17 protein-coding genes are annotated in these 22,178 nt (G+C 59.8%); 7 read left to right on the top strand and 10 right to left on the bottom strand.

Going from position 1 to position 22,178, the window contains the following annotated elements:
• Nucleotides 1-20: 20 nt before the first annotated feature.
• From GOX66_RS16330 to GOX66_RS16300, 7 genes are all read right to left on the bottom strand, one after another.
• Nucleotides 21-3,077: an aminotransferase class III-fold pyridoxal phosphate-dependent enzyme gene (locus GOX66_RS16330; RefSeq protein ID WP_170763846.1), complete on the bottom strand. Its 3,057-nt coding sequence runs from the start codon at nt 3,075-3,077 to the stop codon at nt 21-23.
• 24 nt (nt 3,078-3,101) lie between these two features.
• Entirely contained in the window at nt 3,102-3,974 is an 873-nt protein-coding gene (locus GOX66_RS16325) for an NAD(P)-dependent oxidoreductase (RefSeq protein ID WP_170763805.1), read from the bottom strand.
• 97 nt (nt 3,975-4,071) lie between these two features.
• Nucleotides 4,072-4,461, bottom strand: a complete 390-nt coding sequence (gene cueR / locus GOX66_RS16320) for a Cu(I)-responsive transcriptional regulator (RefSeq protein ID WP_170763804.1) — start codon at nt 4,459-4,461, stop codon at nt 4,072-4,074.
• Complete coding sequence (locus GOX66_RS16315) at nt 4,458-6,938, bottom strand: heavy metal translocating P-type ATPase (RefSeq protein WP_170763803.1); 2,481 nt, start codon at nt 6,936-6,938, stop codon at nt 4,458-4,460. Before GOX66_RS16315 ends, cueR begins: the two co-directional genes overlap by 4 nt.
• A 118-nt stretch (nt 6,939-7,056) precedes the next feature.
• The gene (locus tag GOX66_RS16310) at nt 7,057-7,218 is read right to left on the bottom strand and encodes a hypothetical protein (protein ID WP_170763802.1); all 162 of its coding nucleotides are present in this window, start codon (nt 7,216-7,218) and stop codon (nt 7,057-7,059) included.
• Nucleotides 7,219-7,269: 51 nt separating this feature from the next.
• Nucleotides 7,270-7,890 (bottom strand): pyridoxamine 5'-phosphate oxidase family protein, encoded by a 621-nt coding sequence (locus GOX66_RS16305; protein WP_170763801.1) that lies wholly within the window; start codon nt 7,888-7,890, stop codon nt 7,270-7,272.
• Nucleotides 7,891-7,902: 12 nt separating this feature from the next.
• Nucleotides 7,903-8,367, bottom strand: a complete 465-nt coding sequence (locus tag GOX66_RS16300; protein WP_170763800.1) for a nuclear transport factor 2 family protein — start codon at nt 8,365-8,367, stop codon at nt 7,903-7,905.
• Nucleotides 8,368-8,668: 301 nt separating this feature from the next.
• On the opposite strand from GOX66_RS16300, the gene GOX66_RS16295 reads away from it, so the two are divergent.
• Together GOX66_RS16295 and GOX66_RS16290 are read left to right on the top strand one after the other, a co-directional pair.
• Entirely contained in the window at nt 8,669-9,232 is a 564-nt protein-coding gene (locus GOX66_RS16295) for a TetR/AcrR family transcriptional regulator (protein WP_170763799.1), read from the top strand.
• A 107-nt stretch (nt 9,233-9,339) separates the two neighbouring features.
• Complete coding sequence (locus tag GOX66_RS16290; RefSeq protein WP_170763798.1) at nt 9,340-10,497, top strand: acyl-CoA dehydrogenase family protein; 1,158 nt, start codon at nt 9,340-9,342, stop codon at nt 10,495-10,497.
• Between the two features lie 151 nt (nt 10,498-10,648).
• On the opposite strand, the gene GOX66_RS16285 is transcribed toward GOX66_RS16290, so the two are convergent.
• Nucleotides 10,649-11,554, bottom strand: a complete 906-nt coding sequence (locus GOX66_RS16285) for a LysR substrate-binding domain-containing protein (protein WP_170763797.1) — start codon at nt 11,552-11,554, stop codon at nt 10,649-10,651.
• A 239-nt stretch (nt 11,555-11,793) separates the two neighbouring features.
• On the opposite strand from GOX66_RS16285, the gene GOX66_RS16280 reads away from it, so the two are divergent.
• From GOX66_RS16280 to GOX66_RS16270, 3 genes are read left to right on the top strand one after another with little or no spacing between them, the layout of a single operon-like run.
• Nucleotides 11,794-13,986, top strand: a complete 2,193-nt coding sequence (locus GOX66_RS16280; protein ID WP_170763796.1) for a dehydrogenase E1 component subunit alpha/beta — start codon at nt 11,794-11,796, stop codon at nt 13,984-13,986.
• A complete protein-coding gene (locus GOX66_RS16275) occupies nt 13,983-15,017 on the top strand; it encodes an ACP S-malonyltransferase (RefSeq protein WP_170763795.1) in 1,035 nt (344 codons plus the stop codon). Before GOX66_RS16280 ends, GOX66_RS16275 begins: the two co-directional genes overlap by 4 nt.
• Nucleotides 15,018-15,056: 39 nt before the next feature.
• Nucleotides 15,057-16,328, top strand: a complete 1,272-nt coding sequence (locus GOX66_RS16270; protein ID WP_170763794.1) for an FAD-dependent oxidoreductase — start codon at nt 15,057-15,059, stop codon at nt 16,326-16,328.
• Nucleotides 16,329-16,330: 2 nt separating this feature from the next.
• On the opposite strand, the gene GOX66_RS16265 is transcribed toward GOX66_RS16270, so the two are convergent.
• On the bottom strand, nt 16,331-17,032 hold the full coding sequence (locus GOX66_RS16265) for an SDR family oxidoreductase (RefSeq protein WP_174822768.1): 702 nt from the start codon (nt 17,030-17,032) through the stop codon (nt 16,331-16,333).
• A 104-nt stretch (nt 17,033-17,136) separates the two neighbouring features.
• Between GOX66_RS16265 and GOX66_RS16260 the strand changes: the two genes are divergently transcribed.
• A complete protein-coding gene (locus GOX66_RS16260) occupies nt 17,137-17,988 on the top strand; it encodes a LysR substrate-binding domain-containing protein (protein ID WP_170763793.1) in 852 nt (283 codons plus the stop codon).
• On the opposite strand, the gene GOX66_RS16255 is transcribed toward GOX66_RS16260, so the two are convergent.
• The gene (locus GOX66_RS16255; RefSeq protein WP_170763792.1) at nt 17,979-18,881 is read right to left on the bottom strand and encodes a LysR family transcriptional regulator; all 903 of its coding nucleotides are present in this window, start codon (nt 18,879-18,881) and stop codon (nt 17,979-17,981) included. The two genes, GOX66_RS16260 and GOX66_RS16255, sit on opposite strands and share 10 nt — an antisense overlap.
• Before the next feature lie 75 nt (nt 18,882-18,956).
• On the opposite strand from GOX66_RS16255, the gene GOX66_RS16250 reads away from it, so the two are divergent.
• Complete coding sequence (locus GOX66_RS16250; protein ID WP_170763791.1) at nt 18,957-22,169, top strand: reductive dehalogenase; 3,213 nt, start codon at nt 18,957-18,959, stop codon at nt 22,167-22,169.
• The last annotated feature ends 9 nt before the right edge of the window (nt 22,170-22,178 follow it).

Genomic DNA, 22,178 nt, shown 5'->3' with positions numbered 1-22,178 from the left:
AAACGTGCCGGGGTCATTTTTCAGCAGCACCCGCAACCTGCGTGGTGATGATCATGGTCGCAGACCGGGGCGGGGGCATAATCGCCGATTTCCGAAAGAACGTCGCGCAGTGCCCAAAGGATCATGTCCACATCCTCTGCATTGATGGTCAGGGGCGGGCGGATTTTCAGGATATTGTCCTTTGGCCCTTCGCTGCCGATCAGGATGCGGTGATCCCGCATCCGGTTCTTGACGTATTGGCAGATCTCGGTGCCTTCCGAGCCGTCGGGGTTGATCAGTTCCACCCCCAGGAAAAGGCCCATCCCGCGAACATCACCGACACAGCCGAAATCGCTTTCGATCTGGCGCAGCCCATTCATCAGGCGCGCGCCCATCTCACGGGCATTCTTCTGAAGTTTTTCGTCATCGACGATGTCCAGAACCTCTTTGCCGATGCGGCAGGACAGGGTTGAACCACCGAAGGTCGAAAAGAACTCGATCCCGTTGTTGAAGCTGTCGGCAATTGCTTTGGTCGTGACCAGCACGCCCAAGGGATGGCCGTTACCGATAGGTTTGCCCATGACAACGATATCCGGCAGTGCGCCCTGATGTTCGAAGCCGAAATAGTAGTCACCCAGACGGCCCAGACCCGTTTGCACCTCATCTGCGATGCAAACGCCGCCCGCAGCGCGGATTTTCTCGTAAACCGCCGGTAGATAGCCTTTGGGCGGAATGATCTGACCACCGACCGAGGGGAAGGTTTCGGCGATAAAGCCCGCAACCCCGTGACCCTTCTCCTGCAACGCCGCAATTGCCGGGTCTACAAGGGCGGCGAACTTTTGGGCACGATCCGCATCGTCGCGTTTGAATGATCCGCGATAATCGTCCGCGACCTCGACCAGTTCAACCCAGTCGGCCTGTCCAACGCCACCCGGCTTGTTGAACTTGTAAGCCGAGATTGCCACGGCGGCGTTTGTGTTTCCGTGATAGCCGTGATCCGGCGTCACGATCCCCTTGGCCCCGGTATGGGCACGCGCCAGTCGCAGTGCCAGTTCGTTGGCTTCGGTGCCTGAATTGACGAAGAAGCAGACCTCGAAATGATCTGGCAGCTTGGACAGCACCTTATCTGCAAACGCTGTCTGTGCCGGGTGCAGATAGCGGGTGTTCGAGTTCATCCGCTTCAATTGATCCGTCGCCACCGCCTGAATGCGCGGGTGTGCATGGCCCACATGCGGGACGTTGTTATAGGCGTCCAGATAGGGGCGGCCCCATTCGTCGAACAGGTGATGTTTCCAACCCCGCACCAGCATGACCGGATCGTCATAGGTCAGCGACAGGTTGCCGCCGAAATGGTCGTGCCGTCCCCGCAGGATCGCCTGTTTGTCCGTTGGGCGATAGTAAACTTTGTCGTCCGGCAGGTTCAGCAGTGCCGCCGGGTTGGGGCAGACGGCGTGCCACAGCTCCATCTCATCCGGGTCGCCGACGCCGGGCCAGTCGGTTTGCATCCCGTCGGTGGTCAGGGCCAGTTGGAAATGCACGTGTGGAGCCCAACCGCCATTCTGCGTGGCATCCCCCAGCCGGGCGAATGCCGCACCCTGTGCCACTGGGTCGCCCGGTTTCAGCCGATCACATACTTCGGGGTCCAGATGACCGTAGAGCGTATAGAAGGGATCACCCTCGGGTGTTTCGTGGTGCAGGATTACGACGCCACCATAGTCCAGATGCGCCTCGCGGTTCTCGACCGCCTCGACCCGACCGCTCATCGGCGCGTGCAGCACCGTGCCCGACGGGGCGAACACATCCACCGCCAGATGCACAGTGCGTCTGTCCGAAGCCTTCCACGGCCCCTTGCGGAACCCCGGTTCTGCATAGATCAAGCGGGGTTCGTTGTAATAGCCCAGCCAAAGGCCTTCTCCGAATTCTTCACCCACCCGGGCGGCTTCGTCCAGCGGCATGTGGAACGGGTTCTGCGGCCAGGTCGAGTTTTCGACGGAAAGCGAACCCATTGGCACATCGTTCAGGTCTTGCCCGAACATCTGCGCGAACTGGCCGCGATGTTCAGTGAGATAGGCGTGAATACGTTCAGCCCCATCCGTGACCGGCAGCCCGCAGGCGGCCCGCAGGCGAGCGGACATCAGGCCGCCATTGACGGCCTGATTTTCGAGGAACCGCCAGGCGGGGGCCTGACTGATGGTCACATATGGATCGTCGGGGCTTTCAGCCGCCATCAGGGTCGAGTTCACAACGGACACGGCAAGCCGTATCCGCAGCAGCGGCCAGATCAGATCGACCTCGTCAGCGCGCAGTCGGTTGGCGGCGTGGTAGCCACGCACCAGGGCGGCAAGCGCGCGTTCAGGTTTGGGGTGGTCCAGAACGACATAGGCCCCGGCAATCGCCAGATCGCAGACGCGCGGCGCGGCGCACATATCACCCAGATCTATCACGCCGGATATGCTCTGGCGTTGACCTATCTCGCCTTCGACCAGAATGTTGTAGTCATTTGCGTCGTTGTGGATGGCCTGCTGCGGTAGCCCCGACAACTTGTCCGAGATCGCACCGAAACCGGCGCATATGCCCGACAACAAGGCGCGTCGCGCGGGGTCGGTGATGGCCTCCAGCCTGTCCGATATCCATGCAGCCTGCGTCAGGTCCCATTTGAATTTCACCCGGTGCAGCCCGTTATGGGCGAACCGCTCCAACGCCCGGTCAGTTGCCCCCAGAACCCGCCCCAGTTTCAGGATCAGTTCCTCGGATTTCGGCGCGGCCTTGGCATAGCACTGCCCCGGCAGGCATTCGAGTAGCCAAGCCAGACGAGGTTGTCCCTGCGGATCGGCGATCTCCAGCAGTAATGCACCATTTATGTCCGGGAACACTTTTGGAAACGGCAGTCCCGGGGCCTCAGAAGCAATATGCTCCAACGCCTTGACTTGGAGGTCCACAAACTCCGCCTCGCACCCGGCGCGCATGACTTTCAGGACGTAGTCCTGACCATTGGTGGCCCGAACCAGAAAATTCAGGTCGTATTCGCCATCCAGCCGGGTCAGTTTGGCCTCAAGACCCCAATGGGAGCGTAGGGCGCGCGCCCAGTATTCCGTCATCTCGGTCACGTTCGCGGCCATCCTTCAGTCAAGCGCCTGCAGCCGTTTGATTAGCGAGGACGTATCCCAGCGCCCTCCGCCCAGTTTCTGCACGTCCTTGTAGAACTGATCGACCAGTGCGGTCACCGGCAGCGAGGCACCGGTTTCATTGGCTGTGTTCAGGCAAATTCCAAGATCCTTGCGCATCCAGTCGACTGCGAACCCGTGCTCGAAGTGATCGTCCAGCATGGTCTCATGCCGGTTCACCATTTGCCAGCTACCGGCTGCACCCTGGCTGATCACCTCGACAACCGAGCGGCCATCCAGCCCCGCCTTTTCGGCGAAATGCAGCGCTTCGCTGAGGGCCTGAACCAGACCGGCAATGGCGATCTGGTTGCACATCTTTGTCAATTGCCCAGCGCCGCTGTCTCCGATGCGGCGGCAGATTTTGGAGTAAACCTGCATAATCGGCTCTGCCGCGTCATAGGCCGCCTGATCCCCGCCGCACATGATCGACAGAACGCCATTCTCGGCCCCGGCCTGCCCGCCCGAGATCGGGGCGTCCACAAAAGCGATCCCCTGGGATTTACCGGCCTCATAGAGTTCGCGTGTCACCTTATCCGAAACGGTGGTGTGATCGACAAAGATCGCACCCTCTGCCATGCCGTGAAACGCGCCATCCGCACCTGTGCAGACCATGCGCAGGTCGTCGTCATTGCCGACGCAGGACATGACGAACTCGGCCCCTTGTGCAGCCGCGTTCGGCGTTTCCGCCATCGCCCCGCCATGCTGGGCGACCCAGGCTTCGGCCTTTGACGCAGTGCGATTGTAAACGGTGACGTCATGACCTGCAGCCTGCAGGTGACCGGCCATGGGATAGCCCATCACGCCCAGACCCAGAAACGAAATTTTTGCCATTTGATGATCCTCTCTGCTGTCCGGTACCCATTTAGTTCAGCAGGCCGGAATGTTAGGCAGAGACAAAGCAAAGCTGCGCCCAAAGGGCAACCCCGCGTTAGGCCTTGCCGCCCAAATCCTGCAGGATCGGACAATCTGGCCGGTCATCCCCGGCGCAGGCATCGATCAGATGGCCGAGCGTGTCGCGCATTGCATTCAGGTCGGCGATTTTGGCTTCGATCTGCACCATGTGCGCCCGTGCTACCTTTTTGACATCGGCGCTGGCGCGGGTTTCGTCCTCGTACAGGGCCAGCAGTGTCCGGCAATCCTCGATGGTGAACCCCAGTGCACGGGCGCGGCCCAGAAAGTTCAGCTTGTGCACGTCCTGATCGCGGAACCTGCGATAGCCGTTGTCGTCTCGCAGCGGTTTTATCAGATCGATATCTTCGTAGTACCGGATCGTTTTGGCCGGCAGGCCGGTCTGGGTTGCCACATCTCCGATATTCATGACGTCACCGATTGGGTTGAGTGGTCCTGAGCGCTTTCCGGCAAGCTGGCCCGAACCCGACGCAGGCGCAGCGCGTTCGAGACGACGAAAACACTCGACAATGCCATTGCCCCCGCGGCAAGGGCAGGGGACAGAAGATGGCCGCTGAACGGGTACAGAACACCGGCGGCCACAGGGATCAGCAGGATGTTGTAGCCAAATGCCCAGCCGAGGTTCTGCCGGATATTGCGCATGGTCCGGCGGCTGATCTCAACCGCGTTGGTCACGCCGCGCAGATCGCCGGACATCAGCACCACATCTGCTGTTTCAATCGCCACATCGGTGCCGGTGCCGATGGCCACTCCGATATCCGCTGCCGCCAGCGCCGGGGCGTCGTTGATGCCATCACCGACAAAGGCCAGCGTGCCGAACTGGTCGCGCAAGGCGTTGATTGCGGCCAGCTTGCCGTCTGGCAGAACCTCTGCCGTGACATGGTCGATGCCCAGCTTGTCGGCCAGCGCCTGCGCCGTGCGCGCGTTGTCTCCGGTGACCATTGCAAGTGTCAGACCCATGTCGTGCAACCGTCCCAGCGCCTGCGCAGTGCCGGGTTTGACGGGATCAGAGACCGCAAGCATCGCCGCCGCCTGACCGTCAATGGCGATAAATAGTGGTGTCGCACCTTCTGTTGCGCGCTGGTCAGCTTCGGGTTTCAGATCGGTCAGGTCCACACCGTTCTGCGCCATCAACCTGGGCGAGCCGATCAGCACGCTGCGATCTTCGATCACGGCCCGAACCCCAAGACCTGTGAATGACTCAAATTCCGAAAGTGCAGGCAACTCTGCAGGGCCCGCGCGGGTAATCGCGCTGGCAATCGGATGTTCGGACCGCGCCTCGACCGCTGCCGCCAGACGCAGAACGTCGGCGCGGTCAAAGCCGTTTGCGGTGGTGACGTTCTCCAACTCGGGTCGCCCCATCGTCAGCGTTCCTGTCTTGTCCAGCGCAACGACCCTGGCCTGTTGCAACTGCTGCAGCGCGTCACCCTTGCGGAACAGAACACCCAGTTCCGCCGCACGTCCTGTGCCCACCATGATCGAGGTCGGCGTCGCCAGACCCATGGCGCAAGGGCATGCGATGATCAGGACCGAGACCCCGGTGACCAACGCCATCGGGAGGGCTGGTGCAGGGCCAAAGATAAGCCAAACGGCAATCGTCAGCAGCGACACGGCAATCACAGCAGGTACGAACCACGCAGTGATCCGGTCGACGAGGCCCTGTATCGGCAGCTTGGCCCCCTGCGCCTGTTCCACCATATGAATGACCTGCGCCAGCACCGTGTCGGCCCCGACCCGCGTGGCGCGAACCCGCAATGCGCCGGTGCCGTTGACGGTGCCGCCGACGACCTGATCGGCAGGTGATTTGCCCACAGGAACAGGTTCGCCTGTGATCATGCTTTCATCCACGTAGGAGGTGCCCTCAAGCACTTCGGCATCCACCGGCACGCGCTCTCCCGGGCGGATTTGCAGGATGTCCCCCACCGTGATGTCCGCAATCGCGCGGTCAATGAAGGTGCCGTCCAGCTCGACGCGAGCCGTCTTGGGTTGCAACCCGACCAGCTTGCGGATCGCGGCCCCGGTTCGCCCCTTGGCCCGCGCCTCCATCACGCGGCCCAGCAGAATGAGCACAACGATGACCGAGGCGGCCTCGAAATACACATTGGCACTGCCCTGAGGCAGAACCTGTGGTGTGAACGTGGCGGTGACCGAGAACAGGTAGGCCGCTCCGGTTCCCAAAGCGACCAGTGCATTCATATCCGGTGATCCGCGCAGCAGGGACGGGATGCCCTTGGCGTAGAAGACCCGACCCGGCCCTATCAAAAGAACCGACGTCAGCGCGAACTGGATCAGATGGCTGGTCTGAGTGCCAAGGGTCGCCTGCACCCAATGGTGAAAGGCGGGGATCATATGGCCGCCCATCTCCAGTACGAACACCGGTAGGGCCAGGACTGCGGCAAACACAGTGGAGCGGGTCAGAGCCTTTGCCTCTTCGGATTTGGCTGCATCGGTCTGACCATCGTTTGCGGCCTGGGCAACGCGGGCCGGATATCCGGCATCCTCAGACAGTTGCGCCAAGGTCCGTGGATCGGTCGCACCGTCGATATAGGTAACTTGGGCGCTTTCGGTCGCCAGGTTGACCTGTGCATCAACGACGGCCGGATCCGCAGTCAATGCCCGTTCGATCTTGGCCACGCACGATGCGCAGTTCATCCCGCCGATTTTTAGGGTCGATTGCCGGGTCGCCGCCGGATAGCCGGCCATGGTCAAGGCATCCGTCAGCGCGCTAACCGGTCCGTCATGAGTGACCTGTGCAGTTTCCGTCGCAAAGTTGACGGACGCATCAGAAACCCCCGGTACGTCGCGCAAGGCAGTTTCCACACGTCCCACACACGAGGCACATCCCATGCCCGAGATTTTCAACTGAGTTGTCTGCGGCGCGGCCATCCGACTCATCCTAAACTGTTCTTTGCCCTTCAGATGAGGGTTCCAGTCACGGGAAGGTCAAGGGGTGTCGGAATTTTTTTGCGAATTGCTAACGCCGGTGGCGCGACGGCAAATTGGGTTACCTGTTCGAAAGCAGTTCCAGCAAAAGCGAGTCATACAACGCAGGCGGTTGCGTACGCACGGCCTCGGGCGAGGCAAAAAAGGCCAGCATCAGGGATGCCGTAAGCAGCGTAAAGCCAAAGAGACAAAGGCTTACAAAATTCAACGCAGAACGCAGCATCGGAACGGTTCCTTGTTTTAAGACGCCCCTTCCTGTTCCGGCGTGCCGGGTTCAGGACAGTTGTGACAATTGCTGTTTCAGTTTTTCGTTCTCGAGTTGCAACTGCGCCAGTTGCTGGCCCAAAGTGTTCAGATGGGGGCGCAATTCGGCCTCGGTAAATCGCGGCGTGATATGGCGCGGGCAGTTCCAATCCAGCCCTTCGACCCGGATGACAACAGCGCGTTCGGCGGGGGCCTCTGCGCCGTCGGGATATAGATCGGTTGCCGCTGCCTCGCCTTCCGTGAATTCCACCCGGCCCAGTATTTTCAAACGCCGCTGGTTGGCATAATCCATCAGGATCATGGCGATCCGGTCATTGCCGTCTAAGTTTCCGCGCGAGATGTATTGCCTGTTACCCGAGAAATCGGCGTATCCGATTGTCTGCGGTCCAAGTACTTTGAGAAATCCCACCGGCCCGCCGCGATATTGGACGTAGGGCCAGCCGGTTTCCGAGACGGTGGATTGATAAAACCCGTCCCGCGCCTCGATGAAAGCCTTTTCGGCGTCACCGATCTCATGCCCCTGTTGCGGGCCACCCTCAATGAACTTTGCGTAGGTTTTCGCGGACCCCATCCGCTCCTGATGGGCGCGAACGGTAGGGGTGAAAGTCAGTTCTGAAAAGGCGCGGGGCATGGGATGTCCTTTCTAAAGGCCCAGGTCCGAGAGGCCCGGGTGATCTTCGGGGCGAGGTCCTGGCGGCCAGCGAAACAGGCGTTCCGCTTCGGTAATTGGCAAATCATTCAGTGACGCGTGCCGTTTGGCCATTCTGCCATCTCCGGTGAATTCCCAGTTTTCGTTGCCATAGGATCGAAACCACTGGCCGCTGTCGTCATGCCACTCATACGCATACCGCACGGCGATGCGGTTGCCTGAGAACGCCCACAGCTCTTTGATCAACCGGTAATCCAGTTCCCTGTGCCACTTGCGGGTCAAAAAGGCGTGGATTTCATCATGCCCACTGATGAACTCGGCCCGGTTCCGCCACTGGCTGTCTTCGGTATAGGCCGGTGTCACCACATCGGCATTACGGCTATTCCAGCCATTTTCTGCCATGCGGACTTTCTGACTGGCGGTTTCCGTTGTGAAAGGGGGCAGAGGGGGGCGGGTCATCAGCTGGTCTTTCACGTCAACGAGGCGGCCAAAAGCGCGAGGCTCAAAAGAAATGGGACGTACTGGGATGAGAATGGGCTGGCACGGCGTCGCATCTGATCGCTCCAAGGTTTACAGATCGGTACATCTTGCTTTCAATGTGTACTGATCGGTAAATGTTTTCAAGTCCAATTTTGAAAATATGTCTGCTCCGCTGCCGAGTGTTCTTTGGGTTGTAGTAAAAACAAGGGTTTAATGCTCAGTTATTGCAGTCCGGTTCGATTAGTACTATGTACTGATCTGTACACTCAGGAGCCACCTCATGCGCCCCAACAAACGTGACGAACTGGTCCGCAATGCGTTGCAGGTCTTTTACCGCGACGGATTTCACGCCACTGGGATGGACAAACTGGTGGTTGAAACGGGCGTGTCGAAAACGTCGATGTACAAACACTTTCGCACCAAGGAAGAGCTGATCCTGGCGGCCTTGCGGTTACGGGACGAGAATTTCCGGAACGATTTCATGCGCCGGATCGAAATTCTTGCGGATACTCCCGCCGGTCAGTTGATTGCCAGTTTCGATGCGCTTGGCGAGTGGTTCAATGAGGATGGGTTTCGCGGCTGCATGTTCATCAAGGCGGGGGCCGAGTATCAGGATCAGGATCACCCGATCCACGTGCAGGCGGCCGAGCACAAGCGTCTTCTGCTGGACTATTTCACAGATCTGGCGCGCAAGGCTGGTGCGCGCGATCCGGAAAAGCTGGGCTGCCAGATCATGTTGTTGCAGGAAGGCGCGATCGTGACGACTGTGCTTCTCAAAACCTGCGATGCGGCGCAGGACGCCAAGGCAGCAGCACAGGTTCTTCTGGACAACGCGTTGGCGTAAACGGGGCTCTGTCGCCAAAAAGACGTTGCGTAGCAACCCGTTTGACGGATTGGACCATGCAAAATCCAAAGCTACTCTGACCGAAAATTGAATCGGGAGGACCATGCATGCCGCTTTTCACCACCACTGCCAGTTGGGTGACCGATGAACACCAGATGTTTGCGGAAATGGCGAACCGGTTCATGGAGGATGAACTGGTTCCCAATATCGAGCGCTGGAACGAGAACGGCATCGTCGACCGTGACATATGGCAAAAGGCAGGAGAGGCCGGGTTGATGGCCGGTGCGATACCTGAAGCTTACGGTGGTGTCGGAGGTGGCGTCGGTTTTGACGCCGTCACGATCTACGAACAAGCCGCCCATGGCGATACCGGATGGGGGGTTGGCATTCAATTCATAGTAATCCATTACCTGGCAGCTTACGGAAGCGAAGATCAAAAGCAGAAATGGCTGCCTCGCCTGGCGTCGGGCGAGATGGTAGGCGCGCTGGCCATGACCGAACCCAGCACAGGTTCGGATGTGCAGTCCATTCGGACGACGGCCGACAAGGACGGGAATTCATACCGGCTGAACGGATCCAAGATCTTCATCACCAACGGGCAGTCGGCGGACCTGATTCTGGTGGCCTGTAAAACGGACAGGGCCGTTGGCTCCAAGGGCGTGTCGCTGATTGCCGTTGAAACCGACGACGCAGACGGGTTCCGCAAAGGGCGTAACCTCAGGAAGTTGGGCATGAAGGCCAATGACACTGCCGAGCTGTTCTTTGAAGACGTCAAAGTACCGATGACCAATCTCATTGGCGCCGAAGAGGGCCAGGGCTTCTATCAGATGATGAGACAACTGCCATGGGAACGTCTGACGATCGGCATCGGTGCGCTGGGCGCGATTGATTTCGCCATTTCGGAAACGGTGAAATACACGCAGGAACGCAAGGCTTTCGGGCAACGGGTAATGGATTTCCAGAACACACGGTTCAAACTGGCGGAGTGCAAGACCAAAGCCGAAGTTCTGCGCAGCTTTGTCAATGATTGCGTCGCACGGATTGAAGCGGGCACCTTGGATGCTGCGGCGGCCTCGATGGTGAAATACTGGGGCTCGGAAGTACAGAACGAGATCATGCACGAGTGTCTTCAGCTGTTTGGCGGATACGGGTTCATGATGGAATACCCCATTGCCCGCCTCTACGCGGATGCGCGCGTTCAGATGATCTATGGCGGTACCAATGAGATCATGAAAGAGCTCATCGCCCGGTCTTTGGATACCTGAATACGACGCGGTACCTCCCGCCCGTCGTCAATGTTGCTTAAGAAACATCTCCTCCCGTTGGGCCAGGCAGGCGCGGGCACAGCCCGCGCCTGCCTGGCCCCCTGCTGTCCGCAGGACGCAAGGCCGAAGGCCGCGCATGTTTGCGTGACGTTCAGGACTCGCGGGATGGATTTTTGTCAATCTGCCCTTGCAGCCAGAGACGAAAGGACTTCAGCGGCTCGGATTCCGCGCGGGTTTGTGGCCAAACCAGAAAAAAGTCACCCAAACTTACCCCCGGCCCTTGCCAGGCCGGTACCAGCCGCCCGGTCCGGAGGTCATCTTCGATCAGGTAACTGGGGAGCAGCGCCACGCCGAGCCCGTGAATTGTAGCCTGGCCCATGGTTGAGAACTGGTCGAACAGCATTCCGCCAATTCCGGACACCTTATGCCCCTGAGCGGCAAACCATCTTTCCCAGGCGTCGGGCCGTGTCTCAATGTGCAGCAAGGGCGCGTTCGTCAGCCATCCGATATCACCTGCATTTTGCGGCAACAAATCCGGTGCGCAAACCGGCATCACATCCTCGCGCATGATGGGCAGATAGTTCACTCCGGCCCAGTCCCGTTGACCAAAGTGAATGGCGGCGTCGAAATGTTCGGTTTCAAAATCGAACGGCCGCAGACGTGTGTTGAGGTTGACTGTCACTTCGGGGTGTTGGCGCGCGAAATCCTGAAGGCGTGGGGCAAGCCAATGCATTCCGAACGCGGGCAGGATCGACAAGTTCAGCGATCCGCCAGTTGGGTTGGCTTTGAGTTTCAGCGACGCCTGCGCCAGTTGGTTCAGCGCCGTTCGGGCAACCTGAACATATTCTTTTGCTGCCGGCGTCAGATGCAGCCGCATCTGACTGCGCTGGATCAGATCGACACCCAGTTGTTCTTCCATTGACTTGAGCTGTCGACTGACCGCGCTTTGGGTCAGGGACAGTTCTTCTGCGGCGGCAGACGCGCTGCCAAGGCGGTCGACGGCTTCGAGGGCCAGCAATGAAGGGATGGAGGGCAGGAAACGACGTGGCGCTATCATATGATTAATCCTCATACCTTTCGGACGGATTATCACTGGCATTTGCAAACCGCCAGCCTGATACAAATGCAGGTTTTAATTTAGGCAAACGAATATGACCCAGCACAGCAGTATGTATGGATATCTCCGGGACGGTTGCGGCTTTCTTTTGCCAATGTCATCAAAAGCCTGCAAGAAAGGTTCGCCGTTTACCGGCTGCAACCGCCAACCCGTAACCGCAGACTACTGAGGAAGACGCCATGGATCGGGCTCAGATCGTTCACGAAAATTTCCTGAACCGGGTTGCCAGACGTGACTTTCCCGATGGCGCGACCCCGCAGGCGGGGCTGGGTAAGACGGATGCCGTGTCTCTGTTCCGGTCGCAGGTCCTTAGCCGGGCGTTGGATCGGACCAGCCGTGCAATGCAAAAAGCCGGGCAGGGGTTCTATACCATCGGGTCGTCCGGGCACGAGGGGATGGCGGCGGTGGCACACGCTCTGCGCCCTACGGACATAGCGTTTCTGCATTACCGCGACGCGGCGTTTCAGATCGCCCGCGCGGAACAGGTGCCCGGCCAGCAAATCGCGTGGGACATGTTGTTGAGTTTTGCATGTTCCAAGGAAGACCCCACCTCGGGAGGGCGGCACAAGGTGCTGGGGTCCAAGGCTCTGACGATCCCGCCGCAAACCTCGACTATCGCGAGCCATCTGCCCAAAGCGGTGGGCGCGGCGTATTCGCTGGGTGCGGCGCGCAGACATGATCCTGAGCATCGGGAATTGCCTGAGGATGGGATCGCAATGTGCTCATTTGGCGATGCCTCGGCCAACCATTCGACGGCGCAGGGGGCAATCAACACGGCGGGCTGGACCAGTGTGCAGTCGACGCCACTGCCGCTGCTGTTTGTGTGTGAGGATAACGGGATCGGCATATCGGTGAAAACGCCGAAGGGTTGGATTCAGGCGTCAATGGAGCATCGCCCGGGGATCAAGTATTTCCGGGCCAATGGGCTGGATATTTATGAAACCTATGCCACGGCGAAAGAGGCCGCCGACTACGTCCGCGCCCGCAGAAGGCCCGCCTTCCTTCACCTGACAACGGTGCGCCTTTATGGCCATGCCGGAGCGGATGTTCCCACCACCTATCTGCCAAAATCCGAGGTCGAGGCTGATGAAGCCAACGATCCGTTGCTGCATACTGTGCGTCTGCTGGATCAGGCTGGTGCACTATCGCCGGATCAGGCGCTGAAGATCTATCAGGACACCTGCGCCCGCACCGACCGAATTGCGGCCGAAGCGGCGACGCGCCCGCATCTGGCCAGCGCCTCAGACGTGATGGCCAGTCTGATCCCGCCCAAGCGCGCTTTTAAGCCCACCAACGGCCCCGGTTCCGAGGCCCGCGTCAAAGCCTTTGGCGGTGACATGCGTGTGATGGACGAGCCTCAGCCGATGAGCCGTCTGATCAACTGGGCACTAACCGATCTGATGCTGGAACATGGCGAAATCGTCTGCATGGGTGAAGACGTCGGGCGCAAGGGTGGTGTTTACGGTGTAACGCAGAAACTGCAGCAGCGCTTTGGCCCGGACCGGGTGATCGACACGCTGCTGGATGAACAGTCCATTCTGGGGCTTGCCATCGGCATGGGGCATAACGGGTTTGTCCCCATCCCCGAAATCCAGTTCCTCGCCTATCTGCACAATGCCGAGGATCAAATACGGGGCGAGGCCGCGACCCTGCCGTTTTTCTCGAATGGGCAGTTCACCAACCCGATGGTTCTGCGGATTGCGGGGTTGGGGTATCAGAAGGGGTTTGGCGGGCATTTTCACAACGACAATTCCCTGGCTGTGTTGCGCGATATTCCCGGTGTGATCATTGCCTGTCCCTCGACCGGCGCGGATGCGGCGCGGATGCTGCGCGAATGCGTGCGGCTGGCGCGCGAGGAACAGCGCGTGGTGGTGTTTCTGGAACCCATCGCGCTGTACCCGATGCGCGATTTGCATGAGGCACAGGATGCCGGTTGGATGACCACCTATCCTTCGCCGGACCGGCTCATCGCCTTAGGCGAGGTCGGGGTCCACGGAGATGGAACTGATCTGGCCATCGTCACATATGGCAACGGACATTACCTGTCACAACAGGCCTTGCCCGAGCTTGACGCCGCCGGTGTGAAGACCCGCGTCATTGACATGCGCTGGCTGGCACCACTGCCGACAGAGGCGCTGCGTGATGCCGCCAATGGCTGCAAAAACATCCTGATCGTCGACGAATGCCGCCGCACCGGCAGTCAATCCGAGGCGTTGATGACCTTCTTTGCCCAAGAAGACGCCGACACCCCAATCGCCCGCGTCGTGGCCGAGGACTGCTTCATCGCCACCGGACCGGCCTACGCTGCTCCATTGCCGTCGAAAGACGGGATTGTAGCCGCCGCCTTGAACCTGACCGGAGGCAAAGCATGACCCGCACTGCCGTTGTCATCTGCCCCGGCAGGGGCACCTATTACAAACCCGAGCTAGGCTATCTGCATCGCCATCATTCGGACTGCATGGAGATGTTCCACGATTTTGACGCCATCAGATCCGAGACCGGGCAGGATGCAGTGACCGCACTGGACGGTGCTGCCCGGTACACGGTGGCGAAATATTCCCGAGGAGATATGGCCTCTCCCCTGATCTATGCGGCATCGCTGGCCGATGCGCAGGCTTTGGCGGACGACATCGAGGTGGTCGCCGTTACGGGCAATTCGATGGGATGGTATATCGCTCTGGCCGCCGGAGGTGCGCTATCGCCGCAGAACGGGTTCCGCGTCGTGAATACGATGGGAACACTGATGCAGGACCATCTGATCGGCGGGCAGCTGGTCTATCCGTTCACCGGTGATGACTGGCAGGACGATCCGGAAAGGAAGGCCGATTTGCTGGCGGATGTGGCAGGCATCAACGCTATGGACGGGCACGATCTGGCGCTGTCGATTGATCTGGGCGGGATGCTGGTTCTGGCAGGCAACGAAAACGGGCTGAAGGCATTCGAAACCTCTCAGCCGGTTGTGCAGGAACGGTTCCCCATGCGGTTGGCGAACCATGCCGCGTTCCATACACACCTGCAGGCTCCGGTGGCCGCTGAGGGGCGTACGCGGCTGGGAATGGACCTGTTTGGCCAGCCCGAACGTCCCCTGATCGACGGGCGTGGCAAAATCTGGTGGCCAGGCGCGACGGATACGCAGGCGTTGTGGGAGTATACGCTGGGCCATCAGGTGACCGAAACCTATGACTTCACCCTTGCGATCCAAACGGCCGCGCGCGAGTTCGCCCCCGACCTGTTCATCGTCACCGGTCCGGGTGCAACCCTGGGTGGGGCGGTGGCGCAATCGCTGGTTCTGGCGGATTGGCGCGGCATGGGGAGCAAGGCTGCCTTTCAGGTACAGCAGGATGCGCAGCCTTTCCTGATTGCCATGGGGCGTGAGGACCAAAGGGCGCTTGCAACCGGCTGAGTCCGGCTTGATGATCTTTGCAATTTCAAGGAGCCGGAAGTGAGCGACCATGATCAGTCCCTGTGGTTGAAAACCTGCCGTGAGCATGTCGACAGCGCCCCTCTGACCGGCAAACTGACCGTCGATCTGGCAGTAATTGGCGGCGGCTACACTGGCTGTTCCGCCGCGCTGACGGCGGCAAGGGCGGGGGCGACGGTCTGCCTGCTGGAGGCGCAGGAAATCGGTCATGGTGGCTCGGGCCGCAATGTGGGACTGGCGAATGCAGGGCTGTGGCTGCCGCCTGCCGATATCCGCGCGCATCTGGGGGGCGAGGCCGGGGATCGGCTGATCGACTTGCTGGCCGCAGCTCCCGCGGATGTGTTTGACCTGATCGATCGGCATGGGATCGACTGCGAACCGGTGCGTAGTGGAACTCTCCACTGTGCGCATTCCACGTCTGGTTTGAAGGACTTACAGGCCCGCCACACACAGCTCGCGGCATCGGGAGCACCGGTTGAATTACTCTCTGCGGATCAGGCTATTCAGCGCACCGGCAGCGCTGCATTCCATGGGGCCTTGTTCGACCCCCGAGCAGGTACAATCCAACCGCTTGCTTATGTCCGGGGATTGGCACGCGCAGCCGCCGAGGCCGGAGCGCAGGTTTTTACGCAAAGCCCCGTTGAATCCATGCAGCAATACGATGGTGTCTGGTTTCTAAATACCGCTCAGGGCACCGTGCGCACCAAGTCAGTGATTCAGGCGACCAATGCTTATCACCAGAGTCTAAAGGCATCGACCCCTGCTTATGTGCCTGTTTATTACTTCCAGTATTCCACCGCTCCGCTGTCTGACAATTTACGTGCCAGCCTGCTGCCGGGTGGCGAAGGCTGTTGGGATACCGGCCTGATCATGACCTCGTTTCGAATGGATCAGGAGGGGCGGTTCATCATTGGCGGCATGGGCGATCTGGGGCAGGCGGGCCGTGCAGTGCACTCAGGATGGGTCCGGCGCAAGATGGCTGAGCTTTACCCGCAGCTGGCCGATCAGCCATTGGTCGAGGGATGGCACGGGCGCATTGCCATGACTTCGGACCACATTCCAAAGATTACACGGATCGGTCCGAACGCATTGTCCGTTCACGGCTTTTCCGGGAGGGGGATAGGACCGGGCACGGTGTTCGGCCGCCTGATGGCCGAAAGCCTGCTGAATAATGATCCCAGCCAGTTGCCCGTCCCCTCGGTTTCAGAATATCGCGAGAGTTGGACGGGCCTGCGCCGCGCCTATTTCGAAACCGGCGCGGCACTGACACATCTCATCAAAGCGCGGTTCTGACCTCAGACCGACCGGGTGATTCCACCATCGACACGGATGTTCTGACCGGTGATGTAACCGCCCCCCTCGGACGCCAGCATGGCAACGACCGAAGCGATCTCTTCATAGCTGCGCCCATAGCGGCCCATCGGGATGCGGGATCGAAATTCCTCTTTCTCCGGCAGACTGTCGATGAAGCCGGGCAGGACGTTGTTCATTCGGATGTTGTCGGCCGCGTACTGGTCCGAGAACAGCTTGGTGAACGCCGCCAGCCCGGCACGAAATACGCCCGAGGTGGGGAAGATTGGGTCCGGCTCGAACGCGGCGAAGGTTGAGATGTTGATGATCGACCCGCCGCCCTGCGCCTGCATGATAGGTGTCACCAGCCGCGTCGGACGGACCGCGTTCATGAAATAGACGTCCATCCCGAGATGCCAGTCCTCATCTGAAAGCTCCAGAACCGGTGCGCGGGGCCCGTGTCCGGCTGAATTGACCAACACGTCGATGCGGCCCCAATGGGCCATTGCGGCGTCGACAAGTTTTTGCAGGTCGTCAGAGGATTGGTTTGATCCGGTGACCCCGACGCCACCCAGCTCGTGTGCCAGTGCCTCACCCTTGCCCGAAGAGGACAGGATACCGACTTTGAACCCGTCAGCGGCCAGCCGACGCGCCGAATCCGCGCCCATTCCGCTGCCGCCTGCCGTAATAAGTGCCACTTTGGTCATGTGAATTCTCCATTGTCATGTTTCCCTCAAAATGCGCCTGCGTGGCTGGTTTGACCAATCAGTTCTTCTAGCTTTATGCTGTAGAAAATCTACTGGATGATTGTATGGCCGCTCTTCCGCCTCTGAACGCGCTCCGGGCCTTTGAAGCTTCGGCCCGACACTTGAACTTTCGTCTTGCGGCCGAGGAACTCGGGGTTACGCAAGGTGCCGTTGCGCAGCAGGTGCGCGGGTTGGAGGCGCGGTTGTCTGAGAAGCTGTTCGACCGCGTGCCCCGTGGTCTGGTGCTGACAGAGGCGGGTCGGCGCTTTCACGCACCGCTGCGGCGCGCGTTTCGGTTGATCGAAGGCGCTGTGGAAGATTTGTCAGGGGATCGACAAATTACGATTTCCGTCACCCCCAGTTTCGCCTCGAAATGGCTGGTGCCCCGTCTGAGTGATTTCACTGCCAAACACCCGGATATCACGGTTCAGGTCGATGCGCGCGAACGGCTGGCTGATTTCCGGAGCGACGGAGTGGATTTGGCGGTGCGTCAGGGTCGTGCGCCCTTTGGGACCGATCTGATCGCAGTACCGTTGTTTGCGACTGAGTTCATCCTTGTTTGCAGCCCTGGCCTTGCAGGTCATGTGAATCACCCGTCCGATCTGATGAGCTATGTCCTGCTGAACGACACGCATGGGCTCTGGCCTCTGTTTCTGGAGCGGGTCGGCGTGGCAGGCAAACCCCGCATGATGAATTTCAGCCAGACCAGTCTGGCAATTGACGCGGCGGTGTCCGGGCATGGTATTGCACTGGCGAATGCGCCTTTGGTTTCGGCGGAACTTGCATCGGGTCGGCTGCTGCAACCGCTGTCTGACGTGCTGATCGAAGACCTCGGCTTTTTTGTGGTAGTGCCCAAAAGGCCGCGCCAACCCGAGCTTGTTGCCGTGATGAAGGACTGGTTGTTGTCTCAGGCCTGAAGCGTCGAAGCGATGATTTCGATCCGGTCGCGCAACCAGCGATGGGCCGGATCGTTTGCGGATCGCTGGTGCCACACCATGTAAATCGAAACTGGTTCGCAGGCGAAGGGCAAAGGTGCACAATCGAGCGCCGCCAAGGGTCCGTGCTTCATCAGGGCTGTGTCGGTCGAAATCAGATCGCTGCCCTTTACGAAGGAAGGAATTGCGTTGAAATGCGGCAAAGAGACGGTGGGTGACCTGATCTGGGTCTGATCCACGCCGCGCATGACCGCGCGGGAACTGCGACCGTCCGCGAACCGCACTTCGACATGCTCGGTTTCGCAATATGATTGCCAACTGTCAGGCGGTGCGCGGCGGTTGCCATCGAAAAAGATCATCAAAGGGCTGCTGAGCACTCGTTTCTGGAAAATATCCGGGCCGTCAGGGGGCAGTGGGGTCAGCATCAACTGGCACCGGTCGCTGCGCAACAGATCCGGGTCTGGTACGCCGGACGGGATAAAGCCAAGTTTCAGCCGCACGCCCTCGGCCCGAACGTCCCTCAATAACCGGGGAAAGATCAGCTCGCGCGGCATGTCGTTGGTTGCAATCTGGATACTCAGCTCTTCGGACTGCGGATCGAAGGGGCGCTCCTCGGTCAGTGCGCGCATACCGTCGAGTACCTGTTGCACCGGCTCTTTCAGTGATAGGGCGCGTTCGGTTGGCGTTAAGCCTTGCCCGGATCGCACGAAAAGCGGGTCACCTAACACTTGGCGCAATTTACTCAGCGTGTGGCTGATTGCCGATTGCGTCACGCCCAGCCGGTCGGCGGCTTTTGAGACGGAACTTTCCTCGAGAATGGTCAGAAAGACGCGAAGGACCTTGCCGTCCAAGTCGGTGAAATCAGTTTTGTTCATATCGTTTATGATTATTCATGAATGGTTTTGCTGTCTACAGTGCATTAGGTGACAATCAGCAACAGGAGGTGCGCCATGGGGATCCGTTTTTTCTCGGACAAGAACAGACCGGTCCACATGGGGCGCTACCCGCTGGAGCGTTTGGCCCGCCAAAGCCGGATGCCTGACCTGTCTTCGGCGCAGCCGATGCCCGCGCTCAGCTTTCACCGGCCTGATCAGCCCGCAAGCATCGTCAACGCCATGGGTGAATTTCAGGCGATGATGGACGCCATTCGCGACGGGTTTGTTAATCCGGTCGAATCCGAAATTCCGGCAGACCCCGTCGAGCGGTCCAATCACCTCAAGGCATTTGGCTATTTCAACGATGCCTCGATGATGGGCTGCGGACCGTTGTCGCCCGAGGCGCTGCTCAGCGAACCGCGCCGCAACCCCGATATTGACCGTCTGGCCCACGCTCTGCGCACGCGGCAGACCAAGACGCTGGCCTCGGGCATCGACGTGATCATGGCTGATTTGAAGGAAAGCATGGAGGCCCCACCTAAACCGATGGGTACGCACCGCCATGCCATAGTTTTCCTATACGAACATAACCGTGACCCCGACCCGGATGAGCCGGGTGCCGAGTGGATTGCGGACGCACAGGATCACCGCGCCTGTTTGCTGGCGACCGAGAATGCGGTGGTGATCGCAAACTATATCCGTTTGCTGGGGTTTGATGCGCGGGCGCATACGACGACGTCGTCTGAGGTGGATCTGGGCAAGCTGGCGGTGGCGGCGGGGCTGGCCTCGGTCGAGGATGGGGATATTGTTGCACCGTGGCTGGGCAGACGGTTCGGTCTGGCGGCCGTGACGACCGAGATGGAGATTGTGCATGATCAGCCGCTGCGGCCGATGGCGCAGCAGCCGTGGTTTCGTACGCAAGGCCCGGCCTGGTGGCTGGGAACGGGTTTTGCCAAGAACGCGCTGAACCGCGACCCTTATGCCAAACGGCGCTATGTGGACGGGGCTCACCCGTTTGAAAATCTCAAACGCGTCGAGACGCCGACCACCTATATCGACGAAGAGAATGTCGCCCGAGTTCCCAAGCGCGCCGACATGTTCGCGCGGGCGCAGTTCGGTGACATGGGTAAGGCGCTGCAGGATGCAGCGAAGGGTGGGCACTACGTGCGCAAAGCCGCTCCAAGCTTCGCGCAAAGGCGTGCGCTGGGCGCGTTTGTGCTGTTGCAAGACGGAGAAAGCGCAGCTGCTACGCCGCCTACCGATGCAGACCGGAATGCGGCAAACATCAAGGCCGCGACGTATTTCCTTGGCGCGGATGCGGTCGGGCTTAGCCGCTGTCCCGAATGGACCTGGTATTCCCACGACGCAACCGGAGAGGAGATCGTACCGCCCCATGATCAGGCCATCAGCATGATCATCGATCAGGGTTATGAAACCATGGAGGGCGCCAGCGGTGACGACTGGATCAGCGTCGCGCAATCCATGCGCGCCTATTTGCGGTTCTCGCTGCTGGGCGGTGTGATCGCGCAGCAAATCCGCAACCTCGGCTACAAGGCCAAGGCGCACACGGTGATGGACGGGGAGGTATTGCAGCCACCCTTGTTGCTGCTGTCCGGCTTGGGAGAGGTCAGTCGCATCGGCGAGGTCATCCTGAACCCCTATCTGGGGCCGCGCCTGAAATCGGGTGTCGTGACGACGGATATGCCGATGGGCCATGACAAGCCGATCGATTTCGGCCTGCAGACCTTTTGCGAGTCATGCAACAAATGCGCGCGGGAATGCCCGTCCGGGGCGATTACCGCCGGGCCGAAACTGATGTTCAACGGCTATGAAATCTGGAAATCCGACAGCCAGAAATGCGCCACCTATCGCGTGACCACGCCAGGCGGGGCGATGTGCGGGCGTTGCATGAAGACCTGCCCTTGGAACCTCGAGGGGATTTTCAAGGAACGCCCGTTCCGCTGGGCGGCGATGAATATTCCGCAAGCGGCGCCTGTATTGGCGAAGTTGGATGACGCGGCGGGCAATGGCGGTCTGAACGACATCAAAAAATGGTGGTGGGATATCGAGTTGCAACCTGACGGGGCCTATCGCCCCTCGGAACATCCCCTGAACCGGCGCGACCTGCAAAAGGATCTGGACCTGAAATATGCGGACCAGACGCTGGCCGTCTACCCCGCCTATCTGGCGCCGCACCCCTGGCCCTATCCCTTTGCGATGGACCGCGAGGCCGGGATCGCCGCCTATGAGGCACTGGTGACCGCCGAGGAGTACAAGGCGCGAAAGGCAGCCGGCGACATGTCTGTGGTGCACCGCTATCAGATCGCCGGCGACGCTCCGGTGATGCGTGTCGAATTGACCAAGGTCGACAAGATGACAGCCGATGTAACCAAATACGAGTTTTCGCCGATCAATGGTGCTCCGCTGCCCGACTGGACCGCTGGGGCGCATCTGGACGTGCTGGTGGCTCCTGAATTTCTGCGACAGTATTCCATGTCCGGGGATCCGTCCGATCGGTCCGTCTATCAGATCGGGGTGCTGCGCGAGGATGAAGGGCGCGGAGGGTCAGCCCTCTTGCACCGGATTTTCAATGAAGGTCGCAAGGTTTTCATCTCGAAACCTATCAACCACTTCGAACTGGACGAGACGGCAACCAAAACTTACCTGATGGGCGGCGGCATTGGCATCACCCCGATGATCGCCTTCGCCCATCGCCTGCACGCGCTGGGTCAACCGTTCGAACTGCACTATTCGGCCGGTACACGGGCCGGTGCCGGGTACCTGAGTGATCTGGCGGCGATGCCATGGGCGGATCACGTGCATTACCATTTCTCGGACGAAGGCACGCGTGCCAATCTGGGCGCGATCCTGTCGGGCTATCAGGATGGCTGTCATGTCTACACCTGCGGACCGGACCGCTATATGGACGGCGTTATACAGGCGGCGACGCAACAGGGTTTCCCAGAAGAGGCGCGGCATCTTGAATATTTCTCGGTCCCGGAACAGCCGGAGTATGAAAACCACCCTTTCACGCTGAAACTGGCAAAATCAGGTCGGGAACTGACCGTCCCCGAGGATAAGGACGCCGCTCAGGTGCTGAACGAGGCGGGGATTCACGTGGATGTCAAATGCTCGGATGGCATCTGCGGCGTCTGCAAATGCGGGGTGATTTCCGGCGATATTGAGCACCGCGATTTCGTCCTGTCGAACAAGCAGCGCGAAGACGCAATCATCCTGTGCCAAAGTCGCGCAACCCAGCAAAATGGGGTGATCGAGATCGACCTCTGATCTGAGGTC

This window comes from Ruegeria lacuscaerulensis (genome assembly GCF_013031245.1).
Taxonomy (GTDB): domain Bacteria; phylum Pseudomonadota; class Alphaproteobacteria; order Rhodobacterales; family Rhodobacteraceae; genus Ruegeria; species Ruegeria lacuscaerulensis_C.
The sequence above is the reverse complement of the archived record's forward strand: the minus strand, read 5'-3'. Positions and strand labels throughout refer to the sequence as shown.

Coding starts and splice junctions, on each gene's coding strand:
- GOX66_RS16330 (WP_170763846.1), bottom strand. CDS start 3,077: ATGACGGAATACTGGGCGCGCGCCCTACGCTCCCATTGGGGTCTTGAG.
- GOX66_RS16325 (WP_170763805.1), bottom strand. CDS start 3,974: ATGGCAAAAATTTCGTTTCTGGGTCTGGGCGTGATGGGCTATCCCATG.
- cueR (WP_170763804.1), bottom strand. CDS start 4,461: ATGAATATCGGAGATGTGGCAACCCAGACCGGCCTGCCGGCCAAAACG.
- GOX66_RS16315 (WP_170763803.1), bottom strand. CDS start 6,938: ATGGCCGCGCCGCAGACAACTCAGTTGAAAATCTCGGGCATGGGATGT.
- GOX66_RS16310 (WP_170763802.1), bottom strand. CDS start 7,218: ATGCTGCGTTCTGCGTTGAATTTTGTAAGCCTTTGTCTCTTTGGCTTT.
- GOX66_RS16305 (WP_170763801.1), bottom strand. CDS start 7,890: ATGCCCCGCGCCTTTTCAGAACTGACTTTCACCCCTACCGTTCGCGCC.
- GOX66_RS16300 (WP_170763800.1), bottom strand. CDS start 8,367: ATGACCCGCCCCCCTCTGCCCCCTTTCACAACGGAAACCGCCAGTCAG.
- GOX66_RS16295 (WP_170763799.1), top strand. CDS start 8,669: ATGCGCCCCAACAAACGTGACGAACTGGTCCGCAATGCGTTGCAGGTC.
- GOX66_RS16290 (WP_170763798.1), top strand. CDS start 9,340: ATGCCGCTTTTCACCACCACTGCCAGTTGGGTGACCGATGAACACCAG.
- GOX66_RS16285 (WP_170763797.1), bottom strand. CDS start 11,554: ATGATAGCGCCACGTCGTTTCCTGCCCTCCATCCCTTCATTGCTGGCC.
- GOX66_RS16280 (WP_170763796.1), top strand. CDS start 11,794: ATGGATCGGGCTCAGATCGTTCACGAAAATTTCCTGAACCGGGTTGCC.
- GOX66_RS16275 (WP_170763795.1), top strand. CDS start 13,983: ATGACCCGCACTGCCGTTGTCATCTGCCCCGGCAGGGGCACCTATTAC.
- GOX66_RS16265 (WP_174822768.1), bottom strand. CDS start 17,032: ATGACCAAAGTGGCACTTATTACGGCAGGCGGCAGCGGAATGGGCGCG.
- GOX66_RS16260 (WP_170763793.1), top strand. CDS start 17,137: ATGGCCGCTCTTCCGCCTCTGAACGCGCTCCGGGCCTTTGAAGCTTCG.
- GOX66_RS16255 (WP_170763792.1), bottom strand. CDS start 18,881: ATGAACAAAACTGATTTCACCGACTTGGACGGCAAGGTCCTTCGCGTC.
- GOX66_RS16250 (WP_170763791.1), top strand. CDS start 18,957: ATGGGGATCCGTTTTTTCTCGGACAAGAACAGACCGGTCCACATGGGG.